The 22555-nt window shown below is 35.4% G+C and carries 20 protein-coding genes; 13 read left to right on the top strand and 7 right to left on the bottom strand.

The genetic code is table 11. The annotated features are described in order from the left end of the window. Positions 1–219: 219 nt before the first annotated feature. A complete protein-coding gene (lptB, locus tag KI430_RS15435) occupies positions 220–948 on the top strand; it encodes an LPS export ABC transporter ATP-binding protein (protein WP_074236905.1) in 729 nt (242 codons plus the stop codon). Between the two features lie 193 nt (positions 949–1141). Next, positions 1142–1624 (top strand): DinB family protein, encoded by a 483-nt coding sequence (locus KI430_RS15440; RefSeq protein ID WP_248875811.1) that lies wholly within the window; start codon positions 1142–1144, stop codon positions 1622–1624. A gap of 151 nt (positions 1625–1775) precedes the next feature. Here the strand turns inward: KI430_RS15440 and KI430_RS15445 are convergent, their stop codons facing one another. Beyond that, a complete protein-coding gene (locus KI430_RS15445; protein WP_248875812.1) occupies positions 1776–2732 on the bottom strand; it encodes a helix-turn-helix transcriptional regulator in 957 nt (318 codons plus the stop codon). A gap of 139 nt (positions 2733–2871) precedes the next feature. Next, positions 2872–4599 carry an ABC transporter ATP-binding protein gene (locus KI430_RS15450; protein ID WP_248878350.1) on the bottom strand — a complete coding sequence of 576 codons (1728 nt, stop codon included), beginning with the start codon at positions 4597–4599 and terminating at the stop codon, positions 2872–2874. Between the two features lie 272 nt (positions 4600–4871). Here KI430_RS15450 and KI430_RS15455 point away from each other — a divergent pair, with 272 nt between their 5' ends. The 5 genes from KI430_RS15455 to KI430_RS15470 all read left to right on the top strand — a co-directional run bounded on the left by KI430_RS15455 (position 4872) and on the right by KI430_RS15470 (position 8349). Next, positions 4872–5444 carry a cob(I)yrinic acid a,c-diamide adenosyltransferase gene (locus tag KI430_RS15455; protein WP_248875813.1) on the top strand — a complete coding sequence of 191 codons (573 nt, stop codon included), beginning with the start codon at positions 4872–4874 and terminating at the stop codon, positions 5442–5444. Between the two features lie 4 nt (positions 5445–5448). Continuing rightward, positions 5449–5577, top strand: coding sequence for a hypothetical protein (locus KI430_RS18060; RefSeq protein ID WP_262494443.1), 129 nt, complete (start codon positions 5449–5451; stop codon positions 5575–5577). After that, the gene (locus tag KI430_RS15460) at positions 5567–6202 is read left to right on the top strand and encodes a thiamine diphosphokinase (RefSeq protein WP_248875814.1); all 636 of its coding nucleotides are present in this window, start codon (positions 5567–5569) and stop codon (positions 6200–6202) included. The genes KI430_RS18060 and KI430_RS15460 overlap by 11 nt, the downstream gene beginning before the upstream one ends. A gap of 34 nt (positions 6203–6236) precedes the next feature. After that, positions 6237–6887, top strand: coding sequence for a hypothetical protein (locus tag KI430_RS15465; RefSeq protein WP_248875815.1), 651 nt, complete (start codon positions 6237–6239; stop codon positions 6885–6887). A 70-nt stretch (positions 6888–6957) separates the two neighbouring features. Beyond that, entirely contained in the window at positions 6958–8349 is a 1392-nt protein-coding gene (locus KI430_RS15470; protein ID WP_248875816.1) for an arginine decarboxylase, read from the top strand. A gap of 150 nt (positions 8350–8499) precedes the next feature. Here KI430_RS15470 and KI430_RS15475 read toward each other — a convergent pair whose 3' ends face one another. Then, positions 8500–9132, bottom strand: a complete 633-nt coding sequence (locus KI430_RS15475) for a nitroreductase family protein (protein ID WP_248875817.1) — start codon at positions 9130–9132, stop codon at positions 8500–8502. Between the two features lie 169 nt (positions 9133–9301). Between KI430_RS15475 and KI430_RS15480 the strand changes: the two genes are divergently transcribed. The 6 genes from KI430_RS15480 to KI430_RS15505 all read left to right on the top strand — a co-directional run bounded on the left by KI430_RS15480 (position 9302) and on the right by KI430_RS15505 (position 18987). Next, a complete protein-coding gene (locus KI430_RS15480; protein ID WP_248875818.1) occupies positions 9302–9649 on the top strand; it encodes a winged helix-turn-helix transcriptional regulator in 348 nt (115 codons plus the stop codon). A gap of 87 nt (positions 9650–9736) precedes the next feature. Continuing rightward, complete coding sequence (locus KI430_RS15485; protein WP_248875819.1) at positions 9737–11218, top strand: helix-turn-helix domain-containing protein; 1482 nt, start codon at positions 9737–9739, stop codon at positions 11216–11218. 2 nt (positions 11219–11220) lie between these two features. After that, positions 11221–12306, top strand: coding sequence for a tetratricopeptide repeat protein (locus KI430_RS15490; protein ID WP_248875820.1), 1086 nt, complete (start codon positions 11221–11223; stop codon positions 12304–12306). Positions 12307–12463: 157 nt separating this feature from the next. Further along, on the top strand, positions 12464–13894 hold the full coding sequence (locus KI430_RS15495; protein WP_248875821.1) for a GEVED domain-containing protein: 1431 nt from the start codon (positions 12464–12466) through the stop codon (positions 13892–13894). Positions 13895–14002: 108 nt separating this feature from the next. Next, positions 14003–15982 carry a T9SS type A sorting domain-containing protein gene (locus KI430_RS15500; protein ID WP_248875822.1) on the top strand — a complete coding sequence of 660 codons (1980 nt, stop codon included), beginning with the start codon at positions 14003–14005 and terminating at the stop codon, positions 15980–15982. Between the two features lie 101 nt (positions 15983–16083). After that, positions 16084–18987 carry a reprolysin-like metallopeptidase gene (locus KI430_RS15505; protein WP_248875823.1) on the top strand — a complete coding sequence of 968 codons (2904 nt, stop codon included), beginning with the start codon at positions 16084–16086 and terminating at the stop codon, positions 18985–18987. A gap of 184 nt (positions 18988–19171) precedes the next feature. On the opposite strand, the gene KI430_RS15510 is transcribed toward KI430_RS15505, so the two are convergent. The 4 genes from KI430_RS15510 to KI430_RS15525 all read right to left on the bottom strand — a co-directional run bounded on the left by KI430_RS15510 (position 19172) and on the right by KI430_RS15525 (position 22524). Beyond that, a complete protein-coding gene (locus KI430_RS15510) occupies positions 19172–20830 on the bottom strand; it encodes a serine hydrolase domain-containing protein (protein WP_248875824.1) in 1659 nt (552 codons plus the stop codon). Between the two features lie 13 nt (positions 20831–20843). Continuing rightward, the gene (locus KI430_RS15515; RefSeq protein ID WP_248875825.1) at positions 20844–21416 is read right to left on the bottom strand and encodes a hypothetical protein; all 573 of its coding nucleotides are present in this window, start codon (positions 21414–21416) and stop codon (positions 20844–20846) included. A gap of 4 nt (positions 21417–21420) precedes the next feature. After that, on the bottom strand, positions 21421–21687 hold the full coding sequence (locus KI430_RS15520) for a DUF2089 family protein (RefSeq protein ID WP_248875826.1): 267 nt from the start codon (positions 21685–21687) through the stop codon (positions 21421–21423). Between the two features lie 144 nt (positions 21688–21831). Then, complete coding sequence (locus KI430_RS15525) at positions 21832–22524, bottom strand: hypothetical protein (protein ID WP_248875827.1); 693 nt, start codon at positions 22522–22524, stop codon at positions 21832–21834. Positions 22525–22555 lie beyond the last annotated feature (31 nt).

The raw sequence follows: 22555 nt of genomic DNA on the forward strand, positions 1-22555 counted from the left end.
TGAATGATGAGTTCTTTAAAATGACAAGGTTGGATTTGTGACTAATATTCGACTTGGCGAAGCGCGTGAGGGATAGTAGCGGAAATCCTTTTATGTCCGACTAGTCGGACATAAAAGATTGTAGTGGATAGCCCGACCCGAGTATTGGATTTTGCGTTGGCAAGGGGCACGCTCAAATTAGATGTAATGAGAAGATGAAAATTTGTATATCTTTGTTTTATGATTTTACGAGGAGAAAATTTGATCAAAGAATACGGACCGAAAAAGGTTGTGAAAGGCGTTTCATTGGAGGTTCAGCAGGGCGAAATCGTCGGACTTTTGGGACCAAACGGAGCCGGAAAAACGACGTCTTTTTATATGATTGTTGGATTGGTGAAACCTACTTTTGGCAATGTTTTTTTGGATAAACAAAATATCACTAAAGATGCGATGTATAAAAGGGCGCAGAATGGCATTGGTTATCTGGCGCAGGAAGCTTCGGTTTTCAGGAAGTTGTCTGTTGAAGATAATATTCTGGGCGTTTTGCAATTGACAAAGCTTTCTAAAAAAGAACAGCAAATGAAATGTGATGCGCTGATTGAGGAATTCCATTTGGAACACGTTCGTAAAAACCGTGGTGATTTGCTTTCCGGAGGTGAAAGACGTAGAACCGAAATCGCACGTTGTCTGGCGACAAGCCCGAATTTTATTCTTCTAGATGAACCTTTTGCAGGAGTTGACCCGATTGCTGTGGAAGATATTCAGAAAATCGTAAGGTCTCTTGTAGAGAAAAATATTGGGATTTTGATTACCGACCACAACGTTCAGCAGACTTTGGCGATTACGAACAAAACTTATATTATGTTCGAAGGGAAAATTCTGAAAGAAGGTCTGCCAGAGGATTTGGCGAATGACCCAGATGTTAGAAAGGCTTATCTTGGAGAGAATTTTAGGTTTGAGAAGTTTTAAATTTTATAGCGAAGGCAGAAAGTTTTTAATTTATTATAAATATAAAAAGTCGCAAAGGAAAACTTTGCGACTTTTTTATTGCTCAAATCGAATACCTACGCACCTTTGCGAAAAAAATAAATTATTCAAAATCCTACTGACAAACTCTTGTCACAACTGCATTATAAATTTGTATCAAATAAAACAAACTATTATGAACGCAAACGCAAAAGTCTTGGACTCACAACAACTTTTAATCCATTGGCAAGGACACAGAAATCTTACTAGAAGGGTAATTGAAGCTTTTCCAGAGAAAGATTTATTTGAGTTTTCAATTGGCGGAATGAGACCTTTCGCAAAATTAGCTTTGGAATTATTGGCAATCGGCGGGCCGGCGCTTAAAAGTATCGTTGGTCAAACTATCGATGCTTTCAACGAAGAAGCTTTCCAACCAAGTACCAAAGCCGAAATCCTAGTTAAATGGGACGAAGAAACGGAAACAATCAACGAATATTTTTCTCAGATTTCAGAAGAACGTTTTCAGGAGATGTTTAATCTTTTCGGACAATACGAATTTCCAATCTACCAGAATATTCTTTATTTTGTTGATAATGAGATTCATCACCGAGGTCAAGGTTACGTTTATCTGAGAGCCTTGGGAATTGAACCGCCGTTTTTCTGGGAAAGAGAAAGGTAAGAAGATGTAAGAATCAAGAACAAAGAGAAAAGACAATAACCGTTTCGTTTGAAGCGGTTTTTTTATAAGGTATAACTGTCGTCTTTGTCATTCCGGAGGAATCTCAACAGTCTGGATTCCTCCGGAATGACAAAAAACTGTCTAATTATTTTTATGTTAGATTCTTAGAAATATTACCAATCAAATTAGTCATAATCACTTTCAGATTTTCAGGTTCTATGATTTGAGCATAATCCAAAAAAGTAATCAACCAACGAGGAAAACCCTCATCAATCCATTCGGTTTCGAAGGTCAGAAGCATTCCGTTTTCAGTTTCTTCTTCGACAGTCAATCCGTAATAAATTTTAGAATTCACAAGATGAGGCATTATTTTCTTTTCAACCAAAAGTTTGATCTGTACTTTTTTGTTTTCTGATTTTTTCCTGTAATCATTGATATTCCCATAATTCTGCAAAAATTGATTTTCAGTTTTCTCGATTTTTAAAATTCTATCTACACGGAATTGCCGGAAGTCTTTTCGCATCGTACAAAATGCCATCACATACCAATAATTGACTTCATAGAAAATTCCAACCGCTTCTATGATTCTTTCGCTAGCTTCATCTTTGACGTTTTGATAGTGGATTTTTAACTGATTTTTTTCGGCGATGCTTTCCAAAATTGTAGGAATAATATTCTTGATAGCATCTGGTTTTTCTGGTCGATGGGTATAAATATCTATTTGATTTTCAATATTCTGAACCATATTTTTCTCTGAATTTCGAATGACTGCTTTCACTTTTTCCATCGCAGAATTGTAATGAGAATCGAGACTTTCGTGAGAAAATTTCTGCATCAGTTTTTCTGCTGTGATGAAGCTCAAAACTTCTTCTTTCGTAAACATCACGGGTGGAAGTTTGTAGCCATCCACCAAAGAATAACCCGAACCAGCTTCTCCAAAAACCGGAATTCCTGCATTTTCCAATGTCTTGATATCTCTGTAAATCGTCCTGATACTCACATCAAATTTATCCGCCAAATCCTGTGCACGGACAACGGATTTAGTTTGAAGTTGCGTCAGAATCGATGTGACTCGGTCGATTTTTTTTATGTAATGGTCTTCGTTCATTCTTTTTGGTTTTCAATGACTCATTAATAGAAACTCATTTTAGAAAATTTTTTGAAGTTAATTTTCTCGCAGATTAATTGGATTTTGCAGATTTAACAAAATAAAATCTGCCCAATTTGCTAAATCAGAGAGACTTTAATTATTCATCTTTATAAGTTTTTACCAATCTGTCAAGATTCAAACTTCTGGCGGAAGCATCAAAAATTTCTCGATAAGTTCCTTCTTTTTCGTACAATTCTTCGTGTGTTCCGTTTTCCACCACTTCGCCTTTCTTCATCACATAAATCATATCAGAATCCAAAATTTGTGATAACGAATGCGAAATAATAATCACAGTTCTATCTTTTTTAATTGCATCCAAAGAATTTTTGATTTGTTCTGTTGCAATCGCATCCAGGCTCGCCGTTGGTTCATCAAGAAAAATAATTGGTGGATTTTTCAGGAATAATCTGGCGATGGCGATTCTCTGTTGCTGACCTCCAGAAAGTTGTGTGGCGTCGTGATTATAATCGTCTGGTAAATCCAAAATCTGCTCGTGAAGATAAGCTTTTGTTGCTGCTTCTTTGATTTCTTCTAAAGTGGCGTGAAGATTTCCGTAACGAATATTATCCTCAATACTTCCTTTGAAAATGTGATTTTTCTGAAGCACCAAACCGAGGTCATCACGCAGATAATCATTATCAAAATCATTCAGATTGTTGCCATCCAAAAGAATTTCCCCCGAATCAGGTTCATAAAATTTACAAAGCAAATTGATAATCGTGGATTTTCCTGCGCCACTCAATCCAACCAAAGCTGTGGTTTTTCCATTTTCGATTTTGAGAGAAATATTTTTCAAAGCTTTCATCCCGTTCGGATAAGTGAAATCGACATTTTTGATTTCAAAATTACCTTGGATTGGGATGTTGTTGATAGTTCCGTTTGGTTCGGTTTCGTCGTCGTCATTTAGGATTTCAAAATAACCTTCGGCATAGATGAACGCATCATTCATATCATCATAAATCCTGTGAAGCTGACGAATAGGCGCAGAAACGTTGTTGAACAACATAATATGAAGCATAATCGCACCAATCGTCATTTGCTGGTCGAGAACCAAATAAACCGTCAAAAGGATAATCAAAACAACACCAAATTGCTCGATAAAAGTTTTTAAACCATCGAAAATAAAACTCGTTCGGCGTGTGTACAACTGACTTTCCATCAAATGCATCTGAAGATTGTACTGTTTTCTCCCTTCAAATTTTTCACGAACAAAACTCTTGATAACCATTATGGAATTAATCAAATTCAAAAGTCCCGACGTTTTTTGCTCGCGTTGATTTCTCAAAGTTCGCCTGACGTTTCCAAGTTTTTTAGCTTGTCTGGAAGTCACATAAAAATAGATAGGAATCACAAAAGTCGAAACCAAACCAACGTAGAGATTCTGCATATACATCACAATCAAAGCGATAATGGCAGTTGAAAATAAGGGCAAAATATCAATGAAAAAATTCTGAACGAGTTTTGTTAAGCTTTCAATTCCTCTGTCGATACGGATTTGGAGTTTTCCGGATTCATGTCGGTCATCATTATAATAAGCAATTCTGTAGGTCAGGATTTTGTCAATCGCCGCTTGTGCCAATTCTGAACTGACGTTAATTCTAATTTTTTCGCCATAAAATTTCTGTCCAAACTGAATGAAAATATTGGCTAGTTCTTTTCCTAAAAGTATAATTGAAATCAGAATCAAAACGTGAATGCCTTCCTGCATTGGATTTGACAATCCAACTAATTTCGTTACCTCATCCACTGTATACTTCAAAACAATCGGGTTGACTTGTGCAAATAATGCACCAATAAAAGTCAAAGCTAAAGTCCCAAAAACCATCCATTTGTAAGGCTTTATGAAGCTTTTTAACTGATTGAAAATATGAATAAGATTGGTTGTTTTCTGAAAAGGTTTTTTCATAACAGCAAGTTAAGAATTATTAGAGTTTAACACAAAGGCACAAAGTTCTTTATTGTCGTTGATGCGTTTTAAGACAAAAATTAAATCGGAGATAAATATTCGAATACTTTAAAATAATTATTTGTGCCATTGTGTTTGACCTCTGTATTCAAATAAAAAAAGTTAATTTTAAACTTTCGTAAAAAGAAACAATGAAAATATATACAAAAACCGGCGATAAAGGTGAAACCGGACTTTACGGCGGAAGCAGAATTTCCAAAGCCAGTGCAAGAGTAGAATCTTACGGAAATATTGATGAACTGAATGCGAACATTGGCGTTGCAAAATCTCATATCGACGATGAAGGTGTCATTAATCAACTCAAAAAAATCCAGTTTGATTTGTTTACAGTTGGTTCCGAAGCTTCGACACCGATTGATAAATTGTTTTTGGCTAATGGAAAAGCAAGGTTACCATTGGTGATTTCTGACAAAGAGATCGAAGAATTGGAAATTTGGATGGACGAAATGGAAACAAAATTAGAACCTTTGCAATATTTCATTTTACCTGGAGGCGGAACAGCGGCGACTTTTCTTCATGTGGCGAGAACGGTTTGCAGACGTGCGGAAAGAAGTTTGGTTTTCCTTAATCAATCCGAAGAAATACGTGCGGAATTAATCAAATATCTGAACCGTTTGTCAGATTATCTTTTTGTTTTGGCAAGATATGTTTCGAAGTTAAATAATGAATCGGAAGAATATTGGAATCCTAATGATAGAAGTTAAGATGATGAGAAAATTAAGTATAATCTTAATTGGTGCAGTTTTTTTATCCTCTTGTACAGTTGCAAAACCTACAGATGAAACTGGAAAAGGCTTTTTCTTGAAATGGAAACATAAAAAAGATAATGAGAAATAAAGCCCTTCTTTTCATCAACGGAGATTCTCCGAAATCCATTCCCAATTTGTCAGGTTATGATTTGATTGCTTGCACAGATGGTGCATTTCATTATTTGAAACAATTGAAATTTCCTTTAGACAAACTTAGCTTTATTTCCGGTGATTTCGATTCTCATACAATTGAAGAAGAGATTATTAAACAGTCTGAGAATCATCAATTTGAAATTATAGAAACGCCTGACCAGAACAAAACAGATTTTCATAAAGCTTTGGAAATCATTATAGAAAAAGGTTTTGAAAATATTGATGTTTATGGCGGTAGTGGAGGAGAACAAGACCACTTTCTGGGGAATCTAAGTGTTGCTTTTGCTTTTAAAGATAAGTTGAACCTTAGGTTTTTTGATGAATATTCGTCCTATTATTTTATTCCTAAAGATTTTTCAATTTCTGGTGTGAAGGATAAAATGATTTCGTTAATGCCTTTCCCTATTGCAAAAAGCATCGAAACAGTTGGTTTGAAATGGCCTTTGTATCAGGAAGATTTAATACTCGGAGAAAGAATCGGCACGAGAAATGTTGCAGATAGCCAGGAAGTTTCAATCCAATATAAAGAAGGCGATTTGCTGATTTTTATCCAGAAATAGTATGAGTAAATTTTTGTGTTTTTTACTTCTTTTAATGACCTTGCTGAGTAATTCTCAAGTCATTGATTATCTGAATCCTCAATTCAAAGGAAAGGTGAAAAGTGCACATTACATCATTTATTTTGATGCCGGAAAAAGTGATTTTGCTGAGCCTTATGACGGGGAAATTGTAAAAGAATATCAGTATAGTTTTGATAAAGAAGGACATTTGGAAGCTATTTTGGAAATTCAGAATGCTGGAGATTGTCCATTTACACTAGAATTTGATAACGGAAAAATCAAAGCTTTTGTACAGAATCTTTGGAACGGCAATTTTTTACAGAAAGGAGAAATTAGTTGGAATGATAATTCGTATCAGATAACGAGTTTTGATATATTTAAAAATACAACCAAGCAGAAATTTGTCCTTGATACAAAATCTGAAATACAAGAAGCTACAATTGAAACTTATACAGAGTCAAAATTGTCTAAACAAGAACATTTGAAAGTCGTTCGGCAAGCGTCGGTTGTGAAGAAAATTTTATCTTCAAAATCTTATCCGAATGCGAAAACTGTGGAAAATTGTGAAATTGAATTCTCGGATTTGCAATTTGATTCTACTGGAAACCTGATAGCTTACAGAACAAAAGATTCTTGTTCTTTAACTTATGAAAAACACAAAATTAATATTGTGTATTGGGAATAATTCAGCTTTCAGAATCCATTATTTTTATGCAATTTTGCATCGTAAAACAATTAAATTTTTTTAGCCAGAAATGAAAATAAAATATTCTGAACTAATTGACCAAACGCTTTATTTTCCGACTGAGGAATTCAGTGTAGAAGAAAATAATCTGAAGTTCCACGACATCAATCTGATGGAAGTTGTGGAAAAATTCGGGACTCCTTTGAAGTTCAATTATTTACCAAAAATATCTCAGAATATAGAAAGGGCAAAATTCTGGTTCAAAGAAGCTTTTGAAAAGAACGATTATCAGAAAAATTACAGATATTGCTACTGCACAAAGTCCAGTCATTTTGCGTTTGTTGTAGAGGAAGCGTTGAAAAATGATATCAGTCTGGAGACATCTTCTGCTTACGATATGGATATCGTGAAATCGCTTTACGACAAAGGAAAAGTGGCTAAAGATATTGAAGTAATTTGTAACGGTTTCAAAACTGATGATTATTTAGCAAAAATTTCGGAGCTAATTAATAATGGTTTCGAAAATATTACACCGATTCTTGATAACTACAGAGAGTTGGATAAGCTAACGGAAAGCATTGATAGAACTTTTGACATCGGAATCAGAATTGCTTCTGAGGAAGAACCGAAGTTCGAATTTTATACCTCGAGATTAGGAATCGGCTACAAGGATATCATTCCTTATTACAGTCAAAAAATTGCTGAACATCCGAATGCTAGGCTGAAAATGCTTCACTTTTTCATCAATACCGGAATCAAAGACACGGCTTATTATTGGAACGAATTGTACAAATGTCTTCGCGTCTATGCTAGATTGAAAAAGATTGCGCCGGAAGTTGACTCGTTGAATATCGGTGGTGGTTTCCCAATTAAAACATCCTTGAATTTTGATTACGATTATGCTTATATGGTGAACGAAATTGTATCCCAAATCAAAAAATTCTGCGAAGAAGAAGGTGTTGAAGAACCTAATATCTATACAGAATTTGGAAGCTTTACAGTTGGGGAAAGTGGTGGTCATCTTTATAAAATTATTTCTCAGAAACGTCAGAACGACAGAGAAAAATGGAATATGATTGACTCATCTTTTATGACAACTTTGCCTGATACTTGGGCGATTTCCCGTCACTTTATTATGTTGCCATTGAACCGTTGGGATGATTCTTATGAGAGAGTTTTTCTTGGTGGGCTGACTTGTGATTCAGATGATTACTATAATTCTGAACAACACACGAATGCGATCTATCTTCCTGTTTTCAATGAAACAAAACCTTTGTACATTGGTTTTTTCCACACAGGCGCTTATCAGGAAACTATTGGTGGTTATGGCGGTGTTCATCACTGTCTGATGCCTCAGCCAAAACATATTCTGATTGATAAGGATGAAGACGGAAACTTCACTTACGAACTATTCCGAGAAGAACAAAAACCGGAAGATGTCTTGAAACTTTTGGGATATTAATTAGAAAATAAACTTTTAAATAAAAGGTAATACACAAAAAAGCGTCACGATAATTTCGGGACGCTTTTTTATTAATTTTTCTCGCAGATTTGGATTAAGCCGATTTTTTACAATCAGCGCAATCTGTCTAATCAGCGATAGAAATAATTTTTATTTGATTTCAGTAACGAACTCGTCTTTTGGTGTTCTGTATTTTTTAAGATTCAAAAGCCAATCTCCGCTTTCTTCTCTGTAGCCCAAAGGCAGAATCACAACACTTTTCAATCCTTTGTCAGCGAATCCTAATAATTCATCCAGAGCTTGATTGTTAAATCCTTCCATCGGCGTTGCATCTACTTTTTGCTCAGCAGCTGCAGCAATAGCCAATCCAAAAGAGATATAGGCTTGTTTTGCTGCATGTGTAGCGTGCCATTCGTTTCCAAGTGGTTCGTACATTCCCCAAAGTCTGGTTTTGTAATCGTCCATCGTTTCTTTTGGAATTCCTCTTTCAGATGTTGTTTTTTCGAAAACTTCGGAGATGCTGTTGTGAGAATAGCCGTCCCAAGCAGCCCAAACCAAAAGATGAGAACCGTCCGTAATCTGAGCCTGGTCAAAAGCAATCGGTTGGATTTTTTCTAATAATTCTTTGTTCGAGATGACAAATAATCTGTAAGGTTGTAAACCAGATGAAGAAGGCGCTAATCTTGCAGCTTCTACAATGTAGTCTACTTTATCTTGAGGAACGGCTTGTCCGTTCATTTTTTTGGTTGCGTAACGCCAATTTAAGTCTTCTAATAAACTCATTTTTAGATGATTTTTGATTTGAAGTAGCAAAGTTAAAGAAGAAAAGTTTATTTTTGTAATCAAGTTACAAAAAGTTACCATTACTAAAAAGTAACGTATTTGATAATTAAATAGTTACGAAATAATGTTAATAATAAATTAATATTGTGAATTCTTAAATAAACTCAATATGAAAATTAAATGTTGTAAAACCAATCTTCTCGCCGTTCAGGACACGATGGATATTTTGAAAGGAAGATGGAAAGTCCAAATCATTGCGGCGCTTTGTTATGATAAAATGCGCTTCTCGGATTTGCAAAAGGAGATTGTAGGTGTTTCCGCAAAAATGCTAAGCAGTGAACTGAAGGATTTAGAAATCAATCAATTGGTGACGAGAACAGTTCTCAATACGCAACCGATAAGTGTAGAATACGCCTTGACAGACTATGGAAGAACGTTGAAAAAAATCATTGAGAATCTTGCAGAATGGGGAGTTGAGCATAGAAAAAAGATTATCGGAAAAGTATTAGAGAATTAGTCCGGTTTGTTTCTTATTTTAAATTAAAAATTGATTTGAGCTTAGATTTTTTTATCTTTATTGTTTGGTTTTGGGATTAAGCAGAATATGTGGAAAAAGGTCTTTTCTTTGTTGGTTTTTTTGATGTTGGCAGTCACTGCTAACTCGCAGATTACTGATGCGCAGAACCTGACCAAAGATGTAGAAGCATTAATGTATTCTGACCCTGAAAAAGCATTGAAAACGGCACACTATATTGTTGCCAATCAAAGTTTTGGAAGTGTAGATGATGTTTATAATGCTTGTCTTTTACAGGCAGAGATTTACATTAATCTTGAAAGATATAATGATGCTGTCGTAAAATTGATTGCTGCCGACAGGCTTTCTCTCAATGTCAATAGCGATTTTTTCAAAGCTAAAAACGAGTATCTTATTGCCAAAATTTATCAGATAATAGGGTTTCAGAAATCTGTTTCTCATTCTATTTTGGAGCTTGATGATTTGTCAAAATCATTGAAAGATGAGGAGAAAAAAGTAGTGGAACTTTGGAAAGCTGAGTTGGAGATCCGGACTCTGGTTGCAGGGAAAAAATATAAAGAAGCTCTGGCTTTGATTCAGAAAAATCAAAATCTACAATCTGATTTGTATCCTACTTTTGCGATGCAGCTTAATCAGATTCAGTCAGAAATAAAAAATCAGCCGAGTAAAATTGATTTTAAAGATAATTCTTATTTCAAATTTTTATCTGATATTAATCTCCTGAAATCAAAAATTAAAACTAAAGATTTTCAGGAATCAGATTTGCTGGCGCTCAAAAAACAAAATCCCCAATATGGAGATGTTTTCTACAAAGATTTGTACAAATATTGGTCTCAGGAAGTTTGTAACGCAGGAAATGCAGAAGACTGTTTCCGGGTAAAAAAAGAATTTATCAGGCTGTTGAAGCTTTCAATTTCTGATTTACAGAATGCACGCGTCAATATCATCAACCTTATCGACCAAAAGGAAAAACAAATTAATCTCTCGGAAAAAGATTTTCAAAACAAAATTCTATTTGCCTTATTTGTCATCGGATTTTTATCGGTTATAGGCTATCTAATTTACTTTTTAGTGTTAAAAAATAGAATTAAAATGGTTAATTCTGAAATAGAAAAACGAAATATTTCTGATGAATATGAACAGAAGTTGAGTGATCAATTGAAAGATTTTCAGGCAAGTAACGTATTCGTAATTCCGGAAAAAACCGAAAATCTGATTCTTTCCAAATTGGATATTTTCGAAAAATCCAAGGAAGTGACCAATCCACAATTGTCTTTGGCAGTTTTGGCAAAACGCTTGGATACGAACTCAAAATATCTTTCGGAAATCATCAATAAACATAAACAGAAAAATTTCAATAATTATCTTAATGAACTGAGAGTTAAATATATAGTTGATAAGTTGGAAAATAATCCGGAATATCTGCAATATAAAACAAGCTATTTGGCGGAAGAAGCTGGTTTCGCATCCAGAACTACTTTTACTACAATTTTCAAAAATGTGACAGGAACGAGTCCGTCGCAATTCATCGACCAACTGAAAAATAAATAATTATGAAAACTTTATTATTTATTTTCTTTTTGATGAGTTCTCAGGCTGTTTTTGGACAATCGGAAAATAATGTGAAGCTGGAAGAGCAAATAACATCAGCAGACAGAATGGCTTTTGTAAATCCTGATTCTGCATTGACTACATTGAAAAAATTGGAGCCCAAAATAGATGGTGGAAGACTAAAAAGTAAATTCTTACTCGCAAAAGGAAGTGCTTATTCGGTAAAACACCTTTCCTCGGATGCGCTCAAATGTGGCTTCGAATCTCTCAATAATTCACAAAAAGGAAAGGATTCTTTGATGATGATTAATGCGCTGGGATTCATTGGAAATCAGTATTATATCCTTAAGCTCAACAAAAAAGCGATTAATTACCTCAACAAAGCGGAAACGATTATCGATTACCTCAATGATGACTCTTTACAGCAGGTTACAGCGAATATCTATTTTGTTAAAGCATTGATTTACAAAGATAATCTGGATTCTGAGTTTGCAATTCGGTATTTTGATAAAGCGATTAACGAATATAAGAAGAGCAAAGATAAAAGCACTTTGCTGAATGTCAATATCACTAAAATGCAAAAAGGCTATTCTCTAATCGATATTGGAAGGGCTGACGAGGCGGAAAGTATTTATTTGGAAGTAGTTAAAGAAACTGAATTTCACAAAATTTCAGAACTTTATCCATATGCTAAGATTGGGCTCGCTGCTGTTTACGAAAGTAAAAAGCAATTTGAGAAAGCTAATAAAATTTTGTTAGAAGCTGAAAAACAAATAAGGAATACTTCTAACATAGGAATGTTGACAGAAGTTTATGATGCATTGAGTCAAAATTATCTCGGGCAAAATGATAAGGAGAAATATTTCTATTACAGCCAGAAACTAGAAAATCATCTGCTTCAAAATGATGAGATAGAAAAAAAATCTTTCTCAGATCTGTTAAATAAAAATATAGAATCTCGGGATTTGGAATTAGAAAATAATCAAAGATTATTCGGTATATTTATTATTTTGATATTTTTAATTGTATTAGGAAGTTTATTTTACATCAAAAAAAGAATAAATCAACTGAAATCGGTAAATAATTGATTTTAATTGCTTCTTTGTTTTAATTGTTTGTTTTTCAATGCTTTGTGTTTCTAAAATATTGTCGTAATTCTTGTAAATTCTACGATTCTAAACAGTAAACATTTTCTTTTGTTCAATTTCACAACTACATTTGATCCATAATTTAAATTTGAATGATATGAAATTGAAAAACGCTTTTTTTGCTTCTTTATTTTTATCGGGAATGTTATCTGCACAAACGATATCAATTAATACAGAAGTGCCAGGTAATCCTGCTGCAGCAAATAGTATATATGAATATTGGTATTGGGCTTACGGTATCCAGGTGACCGGAAGTGGTTTTGCAGCCAATTCTGCAATCAAATTTACATCGGTTGATCCGCAAGGTGGTTTAAGAAGTTTATCTTCTACAACAGACGCGAGTGGAAATGTGACGTTCCAGTTCAATGGTTGGACCAATGTTTCGCCATTAGGATATTATACTCTTAATGTTGAAGATGCTTCCGGAAAAACGGCTTCCGGAAATTATACGGTTATCAAAGATCCTAAACAGGTGATTACTGGTGAAGCTGCTCCTGGAGAATTCAAAATGGGAGATTTTGTTTCGGGAACTAAGATTAAAGTGAAAAATTTGGTTCCTTATGGTCAGGTTAAAATTAATGTTGGTGATCCTGCATCTAATGGCTGGGAACTGAATAAAGATGAAGAAATGTATGCAGATGAAAATGGAGAATTGAGTATTGATTTCAATTCCAATTCCAGACTTTTTGCGCCTGCAGGAATGGTTCCGCTTCAGCCTGTAGAAGGTAACTGGGTATTGAGCTATAACGATTGGTCTGGAGAAGGCTTGAAAGGAAGTACAAAAATAAGAGTATTGCCAAACAACCCAAATAATTCGTCTTATTGTTCAGTTTCAGCAACTACATCTGAGCCAATTACGTCTGTAACTTTTGCAGATATTTCTAACGCTTCTGATCCTAATGCCAGCAGTTCTTACGAAAATTTCCTTTCTAAAGTTGGAAATCTTGAAAGAGGTAAAGAATATAAAATCACAGTGCAGGGAAATACTACTGGATCTTGGAAAGTGAGCACTTTTACTGCCTTTATCGATTGGAATCAGAATGGAACACTTGATAATGCAAACGAAATCTACAGAATCGGTTTTGTGAAAGGAAGTACAGGGATGGATGATCAATTCGCTGAATTGATAATTAAAGTTCCTGAGGATGCAGTAGTTGGAAATACAAGGTTGAGACTTCTAAAAGTTAATTCACCTTCGACTTTTGCAATGTTCTGGCCAACCGGCGCTTGTGGCAACTATAATAATGGACAAGTTGAGGATTATACATTAAAAGTTACGGAAGCATTAGCAACTGGGGAAACTTCTTTGAACAAAGTTCAGTTGTATCCAAATCCGGTTAAAGATGTATTGACAGTTTCTTCAAACAAAAAAGTGAATTCGATTTCAGTTTACAATACTGCTGGACAATTGGTAAAAACAGTTCAGAACGCCAACACGGTTAATATGAACAATCTATCTGCTGGCGTTTATGTTGTTAAAACTGATGTTGAAGGGAAAACAGAGACTTCTAAAGTCATCAAGAAATAATCAAATTTCTTTCAAATAAACTAAAATCTTCTCGGCTATTGTAAAACTATCTTTTATTGATAGCTGGGATTTTTTTGCCAAAATTTAACCGAAATTCAAGAAATCTATATGAAAAAAACTATACTTTTTTTATCCAGTTTCATAGGAACTGTAGCAATGGCACAAGTAGACGTGGTTGCCTCTTCCGGAACTGAAACTGCTACTTATACCACAGTGAAAGGTGCTTTTGATGCTATCAATGCCGGAACACATCAAGGTGCAATCAATATCACGCTTACAGCAAACACTTCCGAAACTGCAACAGCGGTTTTGAACAGAAGCACAGGAACAACTTCAAACTTCACTTCGGTTTCATTGAAACCTGCGACTGGAACTACTGCTACAATTACCAACTCAACAACGGCTGGTCCGGTTCTGAGAATCTTGGGAAGTAATGTGACAATTGATGGAAGCAATAATGGTTCAAATTCCAGAGATCTTAGTATCATTAATGGCTTTGCAACGGGATCTGTTGTAATTGGAATGGGATCTTCTGATGCCGCTAATCCATTGAGTAATGTTACTATAAAAAATACCACAATCATTAACGGTGCAAAAAATACGGGAAGCGGAATCATTGTAAGTAATGCGGCTGGCGCTCAAACTGCGGGCTATTTCAATAATATCAGATTAGAAAACAATTCCATTCAAAAATCTTATCAAGGGATTTATATGATTGCAGTTTCTGCGGTTGGAAATGGCTCTGGCTCTGTGATTACAAAAAATGATCTTTCCACAAGCGGAGAGAATTGTAATCGATATATGGGAATTTATCTCGGTGGTACAGATGGTGTGGTTGTTTCTGAGAATAAAATCGGAAACTTCGAAAATACATCCAACGAAGGAAAAAGAGGAATTTGGTTGGCTGTTTCTACAATGAACTCCACCGTTTCTGATAATATCATAGATAACATCACTGTAAATAATGCAGGAGGAGGAAGTGCAACAGGAATCCAAATTTTTAACAATGCAGGAGCTGGAAATGCACCTTCATCTAATAAGATTCTCAGAAACAAAATTTCCAATTTGTCCAGTAATGGATTCAACAGTTCTGTTGTGGGAATTAGCTTGGGAGGTTCCACGGTTGGTACGGTTATAAGTCAAAATGAAATCAAAAATCTGACAGGTTTAAGAACGGCAACTACGGTAGGTTATGGAGCAGAGGCAATTATCTTGTCTGCAGGAACCGCATCAAACACATTAGTAAGCAACAATTTCATTTCAAAAATCTCTAGTTTTGCGGCTAATACTTCATCAGCAAATTATACTGGAGGCATCTTAATTAATGCAGGAACCGGCTACAAAGTTTATAATAATTCTGTTTACTTGACCGAAACTCAGAATGACGGAACTAATAAAGGTGTCCCGATCGCTTTCAGTATGACTTCTGGCGTTTCTGGCGCTGGTGCAATTGATCTTAGAAATAATATTTTCGCTGTTAATCTGGCCGATACTACAATTCCTGCTTTTGCAATGTCAACACCACCTGTCGCTTCGATTTATTCTAATATCGATAATAATATTGCCTACAGTTCTGGTCCGGCATTAGGTCAAACACCGGGCGGACCGCCTGCTTATACGGATATTGCTGGTATGAAAGGTATCTTAGGAGGAAATGATAATTCTATCAAAGCTCTTCCAAAATTCGTTTCTGATTCAGATCTTCACATTGCGCTTAATACAGAGAATTCTCCAATCGATAACAAAGGGGTTGTTCTGGAAGATGTGACAACTGATTTTGACGGAGCTGCAAGAAGCATAACAACGCCAGATATTGGAGCGGATGAATTTTCAATCGAGACAATGGCGGTGAATGATGTGGCTAACAAATCGAAAATTCAGGTTTATCCTAATCCTGTGAATGATGTTCTGACCGTTTCATCAGACAAAAAGGTGAATCAAATCTCGGTTTACAATGTTAGCGGACAATTGATTCAGGAAATCAATAATTCTAATGTCATTAATCTTACTAAATTATCTTCCGGAGTTTACTTTGTGAAAACAGTTGTAGAAGGTAAAACTGAAATGACAAAAGTGATTAAAAAGTAAATCTAATTCATCATAATTATTAATTCAATACGAGGTTGATCTTATCGGGAAAGGCCTCGTTTTCTTATTAGTTATTCATAATAATTTCATTAAATATATTTATGAAGAAAATATTCACTGTTGTTTCTATTTGTAGCGGGATGATCTGGTGTTTTGCCCAATGGAGTCCAACTACAATGAGTAGAACAAAATCAAAAGAAACGAAAGCTACCAATTTTTATTCTCTTGATCTTAATTCTATCAGGCTAAAGCTGACCTCAGCACAACCAACAGGAAAAAATAACAAACCGATAATAATTGATCTACCAACATTAAGCGGAAAGATTGAGCAATTTGAAGTTTACAGCTCACCCGTTGTAGAAAAATCTCTGGCAGATCGTTATCAACTGGGGTCATATGTGGGTGCCAAAGTAGGCGATCCTACCGTCTGGGTAAGATTCAGCGTGTCGCCTTATGATTTACAATCGATGATGTTCAGAGATGGAAAATATGAATTCATTGAACCATTGAATGCAGAAAAAACAGTTTATGGTGTTTTCCCAAAAACCGAAAAACAAAACGGAGAACTCGCATTTTCTTGTTCTACTAATGAATCGCCAATTAGTAAAAATCAAATTAATAAATTAACAAAAAGTTCAGATTTTTCAAATCCGGTAACAGATTTTAGTAAAGCAAGCGATAAGAAATACAGAACTTACCGATTGGCAATTTCAGTAATAGGAGAGTACACACAATATTTCGGTGGCGTTCCACAGGCTTTTGCTGCGATTAATGCTACAGTAACAAGAGTCAATGGTGTCTTTGAGAAAGATTTTGCCATTCATCTGGACGTACAGGATTTTCCTCAGTTGATTTATACCAATCCTTCTACCGATCCTTATTCCAGCGCCAACGTTGGAATCGGAGGTGCTTGGAATTTGGAATTGCAGCAGACCTTGACATCGGTTATTGGAAATGATGCTTATGACATTGGACATCTTTTTGGGAGAGCAGGAGGTTCTGGTAATGCCGGCGATGTTGGTAATGTTTGCAGAAATCCATCCAGCAGCAGCGATGCCAAATCCAAAGGTGCCGCTTTCAGTACCCCAAGATCAGGCGGTCCGGAAGGTGAACGCTTTGATATTGATTTGGTAGCGCACGAGATGGGACATCAATTCGGAGCGGATCATACTTATTCTTTCAATATTCAGTCGATGCCCAATGAGACTGCACACATGGAACCAGGTTCTGGATCAACTATTATGGGATATGCAGGGATTAGCAGCGGGACTTCTAATGTCCAGAATTACACGGATTCTTATTTCCATTCCAGAAGTGTAGAGCAGGTTCAGATTTATATTAATTCTCAAACTTGTGGAACGAGTAATTCAATTGATAATAATCCACCAGTTGTTACTGCGCTGGCAAATAAAACCATTCCAAAAGGAACTGCTTTTGTGCTGACAGCCGATGCAACAGATGCAGAAAATAATCCATTAACTTACAGTTGGGAAGAATATGACTTGGCAAAAACTCCGGTCACGACTGTTATCGGAAATAACACAACAGGTGCAAAGTTCAGATCTTTACCTGCTTCTAATTTGCCATACAGATTTTTCCCAAAATTAAATACAGTAATCGGTGGTAGCTTATCCAATGCTGCGGACTGGGAATCGGTTTCCGATGTTGAAAGAACGATGGATTTCCGTGTATTGGTCAGAGATAACAATCCTGATGTCACGCAGCAACAAACAGCATTTGGTTCTCAAACAATTATAGTTGGAGATGATGGACCTTTCAAAATGACAACTTCAAAAGTTTACAACAATGTCGCAAGCTCCGTGACGTGGGATGTTGTCAATACGAATGTTGCACCTTACGATGTTTCGAATGTTAAGATTGATTATTCAACAGATCAGGGTTTAACCTGGAATGTTTTGACTAATTCGACACCAAACGACGGATCCGAATTATTTGATTTCTCAGCTGTCACTTCGAATTCGCAAATTGTCGTGAGAGTTTCTGCTGTTGATAATGTATTTTATGCTTTAGGGAAAGTGCCTGTGTCTCATGTGGCTGCTTGTGATGGCTCTGCACCGACTAATTTATTAGCTGTAAATGTTACACAAACTACGGCAACTATTGATTGGGATTTGGTTGCAGGAGCATCTTACACTTTAAGATACAAAAAAACTTCAGAAAATAATTGGACAGTTGTTAATAATATTAATACCAATCATTACGACCTATCTCAATTAGAAATCAATAAATCTTATGATGTGAATGTAGCAGCAGTTTGTAATAGAACAACGGGAGAATTTGCTCAAAAAACATTCTTTACCAGCGCCTATGATTATTGTGCTGCAGCTTCAACGTATCTTTTTTCTGAGAAGATTTCTAATGTGAATTTTGCAGATATCAACAACAGTTCTACATCCAATGCGGGTTACGAAGATTTCTCGAACGTTGTTGGAAATGTAACGCCAGGCAAAAGTTATAGTTTTACGGCGTCTTCATCTACCGGTTCCTCGGATTATGATCAGGTTCTTGTTTGGATAGATCTTAATCAGGATGGCGATTTTGATGATGCTGGAGAGAAAGTTCTGACTTCCAGTTACAAAACATCGCCCTGGACTGGTGTTATTACGATTCCTGCATCTGCATCGGCTGGAAGAACCAAAATGAGAGTCAGACTTTATGGAGCAATCTCTAATCCGAATACAACACCTTGTGGAGATTCTTATTACGGACAAGTCGAGGATTACACTTTGAATATCGGACAGTTAAGCGTTTCCGATGTGGATAAAATTGCTATTCAATATTACCCAAATCCGGTTGATGAGGTTTTAACCATTTCATCTGATAGAAAGGTAAATCAGATTTCAGTTTACAGTGTGACAGGGCAATTGATGCAGAAAGTTAATGATACGAATATCATTAATCTGAGCAAATTATCTTCAGGCATTTACTTTATGAAAACACTTGTGGAAGGGAAAACAGAAACGACAAAAATTATCAAGAAATAAAGTTTATCATAATTGTGTTTTTATTAAACGAGGCTGATCCATCAAGGAAAAGCCTCGTTTTTTATGGTTTGAATATTATTATCGAATCGGTCGAGTCCTCTCTGCGCAGAGACGTTGTTGGGTGCGCAGCCGTCGAGTGAAACCTGCGCAACGATTGACCAGTCTCTGCGCAGGTTTTTATTAATTACTTTTTGGTGTAGTTGTAAGTTTTTCCGTTTTGGATTAGTTGTAACTGATTCGGGAAGAAAACCACCTCAATTTTTGCCGGTGCAAATTTGAACTGATCTTTATCAACATGTTCTAATGGAAATGCAGATTGTCCCTTTCCTTGGGCAAATAATTGATCACCTTCCGAATAGATTTTCAAATCCATAGCAATATCAGGTGAAGTATAATCGCCAATATATTTTTGGAATTTCTCAGGTGTTTTAGAAGTGGCATTAGTTCCGGATCCGAATTTGGGATATTCATAATCTAAATTATAAATCAAGCTCAGGATACCGATCGCTAGGTTGTTATGTGGAAATTCTTCTCCATTAATAACCATAGAAACCGAATAATTTTCTTTTGTATTATAAGATGTGATAGAGTGGCTTCCGGCTGTGTCGCCTCCGTGCCCAAATGAAACCTGATTGTAAAACGGGACAGGCATTATTCCTAATCCGAATTTTAAGTCTGAGCTTGGTTTCGGCATCATTTTTTCCAATGTCTCTTTCTTCACAAATTTGTTATTGAATAAGGCATTAATAAAAAGATTAAGATCATATGATGTAGAAACAATATCGCCCAAACCGATACAGTTATGGAAATCGAAATCCTCAATTTCTACCCATTTGCCGTCTTGGTTTTTATAAGATTTGAATACGTTTTCCGGATTGTCAAGAACCGAAAAAGTGTTCTTCATATTCGCTTTGCTGGTAATATTTTCTTTCAGAAGAACATGGTAAGGTTTCTTTGCCACTTTCTCCAAAATTCTACTCAATAGATAATAGCCCGAATTGGAGTATCTTGTTTTTTCACCCGGCCCAAACTCAACACCGTGTGCTTTGATGGTGTCAAGGATTGCTTTATCGCCCACTGGTTTTTTGAAAAGCCATTGATAATTTTCGCCAACATAATCGCCTAAACCACTCGTGTGATTCATCAGTTTTTCGATAGTGATTTTATCGGCATTTGGGATTTCAGGATAATATTTGGAAAGCTTGTCATTGAGGTTCAGTTTTCCTTTTTCCACCTGTTGCATCAGCATCACAGCAGTAAACAATTTGCTGATAGATCCAACCTGATATTGCGTGTTGGGATTCCATTTGACATTCGGTAATTGATCTTGCCCGAAGTTTCTTTGATAAATTTCTTTCCCCTTTCTGAAAATCGAAATACTTCCGACAGATTGCTTGTTTGCAGTCATATAGTTCAAGAAATCATCAATTTTCTTAGTATTGATTTCCCTGTTGCCGATGTCTTTGATCTTTTCATCTTTCGGACTTGATTTCTCGATGCCGTCAATTCGATAAAGATTTAATGGGAACGATCTTGAATTCTGTTCGAATGTTCCTTCAAAATGATCGGTTTTGTACTGACCTTTGTATGATGCCTTCAGTTCATTCATTTCAAAAATTAATTCATTATTATTGAATTCGGTTTTATCAACCTGGATGATTTTGTCGCCTTGTTTTGGACTTCTTGCAGTAGAAACGTAGCTGTTGTTTTCTTTTTTAATGTCAAGAATAAGAGGGAGTTTCATCGCTCCTAAATCGATTTCTCCTCTCCAAGAACCTGTTAAATCTTGGGCGTAAAAAGTCTGTGCTAATAAAATCAGCACCAATAAAAATTTGGTTTTCATAAAAAATTAGTATTTAGTTATTGAATATCTGGCAAATAACAACGGTGAAAAATGTAACTATACAAAAGAGTGTAATGTGCTGCCATTTTTTAATATTAGTCGCAGTTCTGAATCCATTATAAAAAAGAACGAAGCTGTAAATCAAACTTCCCATTGTTATAAAAATGACGAGCATCATTATTACAAAATCCAAGAAAGGAAAAGCGCTGGTTGGGTTCTCCTGATAAGTTCTTACTCTGTCGCCAACGGTTTTTATATAACGTATTTTTTCTGTGGATAGTAATAGGATAATAGGAATTTGTGAAATCAAAACTGTATTGATGATGTCAATGATTCTGGTTTTTCGGTATAAAATAATCCCTAAAATATACAGTACGATAATGGTTGAAACAAAACTAATAAGCGTAGGAACAATAATGCTGTAAAAATTGCTTTTTTCCAAATATGAGATTCTGTAAATGCTGGTAAAATAAGCATTGGTCCAGTAACCAATAGGAATCAGCAGAATCAGGAAAGTAATTCCAACAATCAATAATGTCTTCTCATCATATTTTTCAAACGGATTGAATATAGTTTTCCAGGTCATAGTTTTAGTTTTGAAGTTGTTTTACTTTTTCGATGAGGTCATCCATTTTGTTCCTCATTGTAGGATAAGAAAGTTCAGCTTGCTTCGCCATTTCTTTGATGCTTCCACTGGAAAGAAAAAAGTTAAGAATGAAGTCTTGATCATCCCTGCTCAATTTCAAAAGTGTAGGAAGTTCGTAATCGCCATTGACTTGTGTAGCGCAAGAAGGACACTTCATCTGACTTACATTCAGAGTATGATCGCAACTTGGGCAGATAATGGGAAGTTTCATTTAGTTTAATTTTGTTTTACAAATGTAATGATAATTTTAATAAAGTTAAAAAATATTTTAATTTTATTAAAAATCAATTCAAATTTGGTAATAAAAAAACTTCCATTGCCGGAAGTTTCTGTTAGTTTATTTAAGTTTCAAGACTTAATGTGACATTTTAGATTGGTCTTTAGGTTTCACATAATCGCTGTAGCTTATTGGAGAATATACTTTCTGCTCCACAATGTTTTTGGAAGCTTTCCAATAATTAGCATCAAATTTTTTGGACAATGTAATAGAGCACAAAAGAACTTTATTACTAATTTTAAGTTTTACAGAATTGATGTAGTTACTTTCCGAGTATGTGAATTGTGGAATCTTTTCTGTGGATTCGCTGGTTTCTCCATTGGCGTAAGATACAGTCCATTTGTAAAGATAATCTCCGGAATTGGCATTGGGAAAGAAAGAAATAATAGATTCGCTCACTTTCACATCTTTGAAATCATCGATATTAATACCACAACTGTTCTCAAGAAGATTTTGTTTAGCATCAACAATATCAATGTTCTTTTCGCATAACACAACGCCTTTATCTGTTAAGATAGAAACAGAGATTGTACTTTTTCCGAAACTTTTTCCTGCCAGATTTACACTTTTCAGTTTGCTGTTGCCTTCAATCTTTACAACTTGTTCGTTGGACGATTTCCAGGAATAACATTCATCACATTGTGCATCGGCATTAACTGTAATGGTTGTGATCTCGTTTGGGGTTGGGATTTTACTTGGTGTAATGGCACATTGTCCATACAAGTTTGTGATTGCCAGGAAACCGGCAATCGGAATAAATAAATTTTTCATCTTTATAAGTGTGTCTTGCAAAGATAAAATA

Source organism: Epilithonimonas zeae (assembly GCF_023278365.1).
GTDB lineage: Bacteria > Bacteroidota > Bacteroidia > Flavobacteriales > Weeksellaceae > Epilithonimonas > Epilithonimonas zeae_A.

What these genes read in the sequence shown, in the direction of transcription:
- lptB (WP_074236905.1), top strand. Translation starts at nt 220, where the DNA reads ATGATTTTACGAGGAGAAAATTTGATCAAAGAATACGGACCGAAAAAG.
- KI430_RS15440 (WP_248875811.1), top strand. Translation starts at nt 1,142, where the DNA reads ATGAACGCAAACGCAAAAGTCTTGGACTCACAACAACTTTTAATCCAT.
- KI430_RS15445 (WP_248875812.1), bottom strand. Translation starts at nt 2,732, where the DNA reads ATGAACGAAGACCATTACATAAAAAAAATCGACCGAGTCACATCGATT.
- KI430_RS15450 (WP_248878350.1), bottom strand. Translation starts at nt 4,599, where the DNA reads ATGGTTTTTGGGACTTTAGCTTTGACTTTTATTGGTGCATTATTTGCA.
- KI430_RS15455 (WP_248875813.1), top strand. Translation starts at nt 4,872, where the DNA reads ATGAAAATATATACAAAAACCGGCGATAAAGGTGAAACCGGACTTTAC.
- KI430_RS18060 (WP_262494443.1), top strand. Translation starts at nt 5,449, where the DNA reads ATGAGAAAATTAAGTATAATCTTAATTGGTGCAGTTTTTTTATCCTCT.
- KI430_RS15460 (WP_248875814.1), top strand. Translation starts at nt 5,567, where the DNA reads ATGAGAAATAAAGCCCTTCTTTTCATCAACGGAGATTCTCCGAAATCC.
- KI430_RS15465 (WP_248875815.1), top strand. Translation starts at nt 6,237, where the DNA reads ATGACCTTGCTGAGTAATTCTCAAGTCATTGATTATCTGAATCCTCAA.
- KI430_RS15470 (WP_248875816.1), top strand. Translation starts at nt 6,958, where the DNA reads ATGAAAATAAAATATTCTGAACTAATTGACCAAACGCTTTATTTTCCG.
- KI430_RS15475 (WP_248875817.1), bottom strand. Translation starts at nt 9,132, where the DNA reads ATGAGTTTATTAGAAGACTTAAATTGGCGTTACGCAACCAAAAAAATG.
- KI430_RS15480 (WP_248875818.1), top strand. Translation starts at nt 9,302, where the DNA reads ATGAAAATTAAATGTTGTAAAACCAATCTTCTCGCCGTTCAGGACACG.
- KI430_RS15485 (WP_248875819.1), top strand. Translation starts at nt 9,737, where the DNA reads ATGTGGAAAAAGGTCTTTTCTTTGTTGGTTTTTTTGATGTTGGCAGTC.
- KI430_RS15490 (WP_248875820.1), top strand. Translation starts at nt 11,221, where the DNA reads ATGAAAACTTTATTATTTATTTTCTTTTTGATGAGTTCTCAGGCTGTT.
- KI430_RS15495 (WP_248875821.1), top strand. Translation starts at nt 12,464, where the DNA reads ATGAAATTGAAAAACGCTTTTTTTGCTTCTTTATTTTTATCGGGAATG.
- KI430_RS15500 (WP_248875822.1), top strand. Translation starts at nt 14,003, where the DNA reads ATGAAAAAAACTATACTTTTTTTATCCAGTTTCATAGGAACTGTAGCA.
- KI430_RS15505 (WP_248875823.1), top strand. Translation starts at nt 16,084, where the DNA reads ATGAAGAAAATATTCACTGTTGTTTCTATTTGTAGCGGGATGATCTGG.
- KI430_RS15510 (WP_248875824.1), bottom strand. Translation starts at nt 20,830, where the DNA reads ATGAAAACCAAATTTTTATTGGTGCTGATTTTATTAGCACAGACTTTT.
- KI430_RS15515 (WP_248875825.1), bottom strand. Translation starts at nt 21,416, where the DNA reads ATGACCTGGAAAACTATATTCAATCCGTTTGAAAAATATGATGAGAAG.
- KI430_RS15520 (WP_248875826.1), bottom strand. Translation starts at nt 21,687, where the DNA reads ATGAAACTTCCCATTATCTGCCCAAGTTGCGATCATACTCTGAATGTA.
- KI430_RS15525 (WP_248875827.1), bottom strand. Translation starts at nt 22,524, where the DNA reads ATGAAAAATTTATTTATTCCGATTGCCGGTTTCCTGGCAATCACAAAC.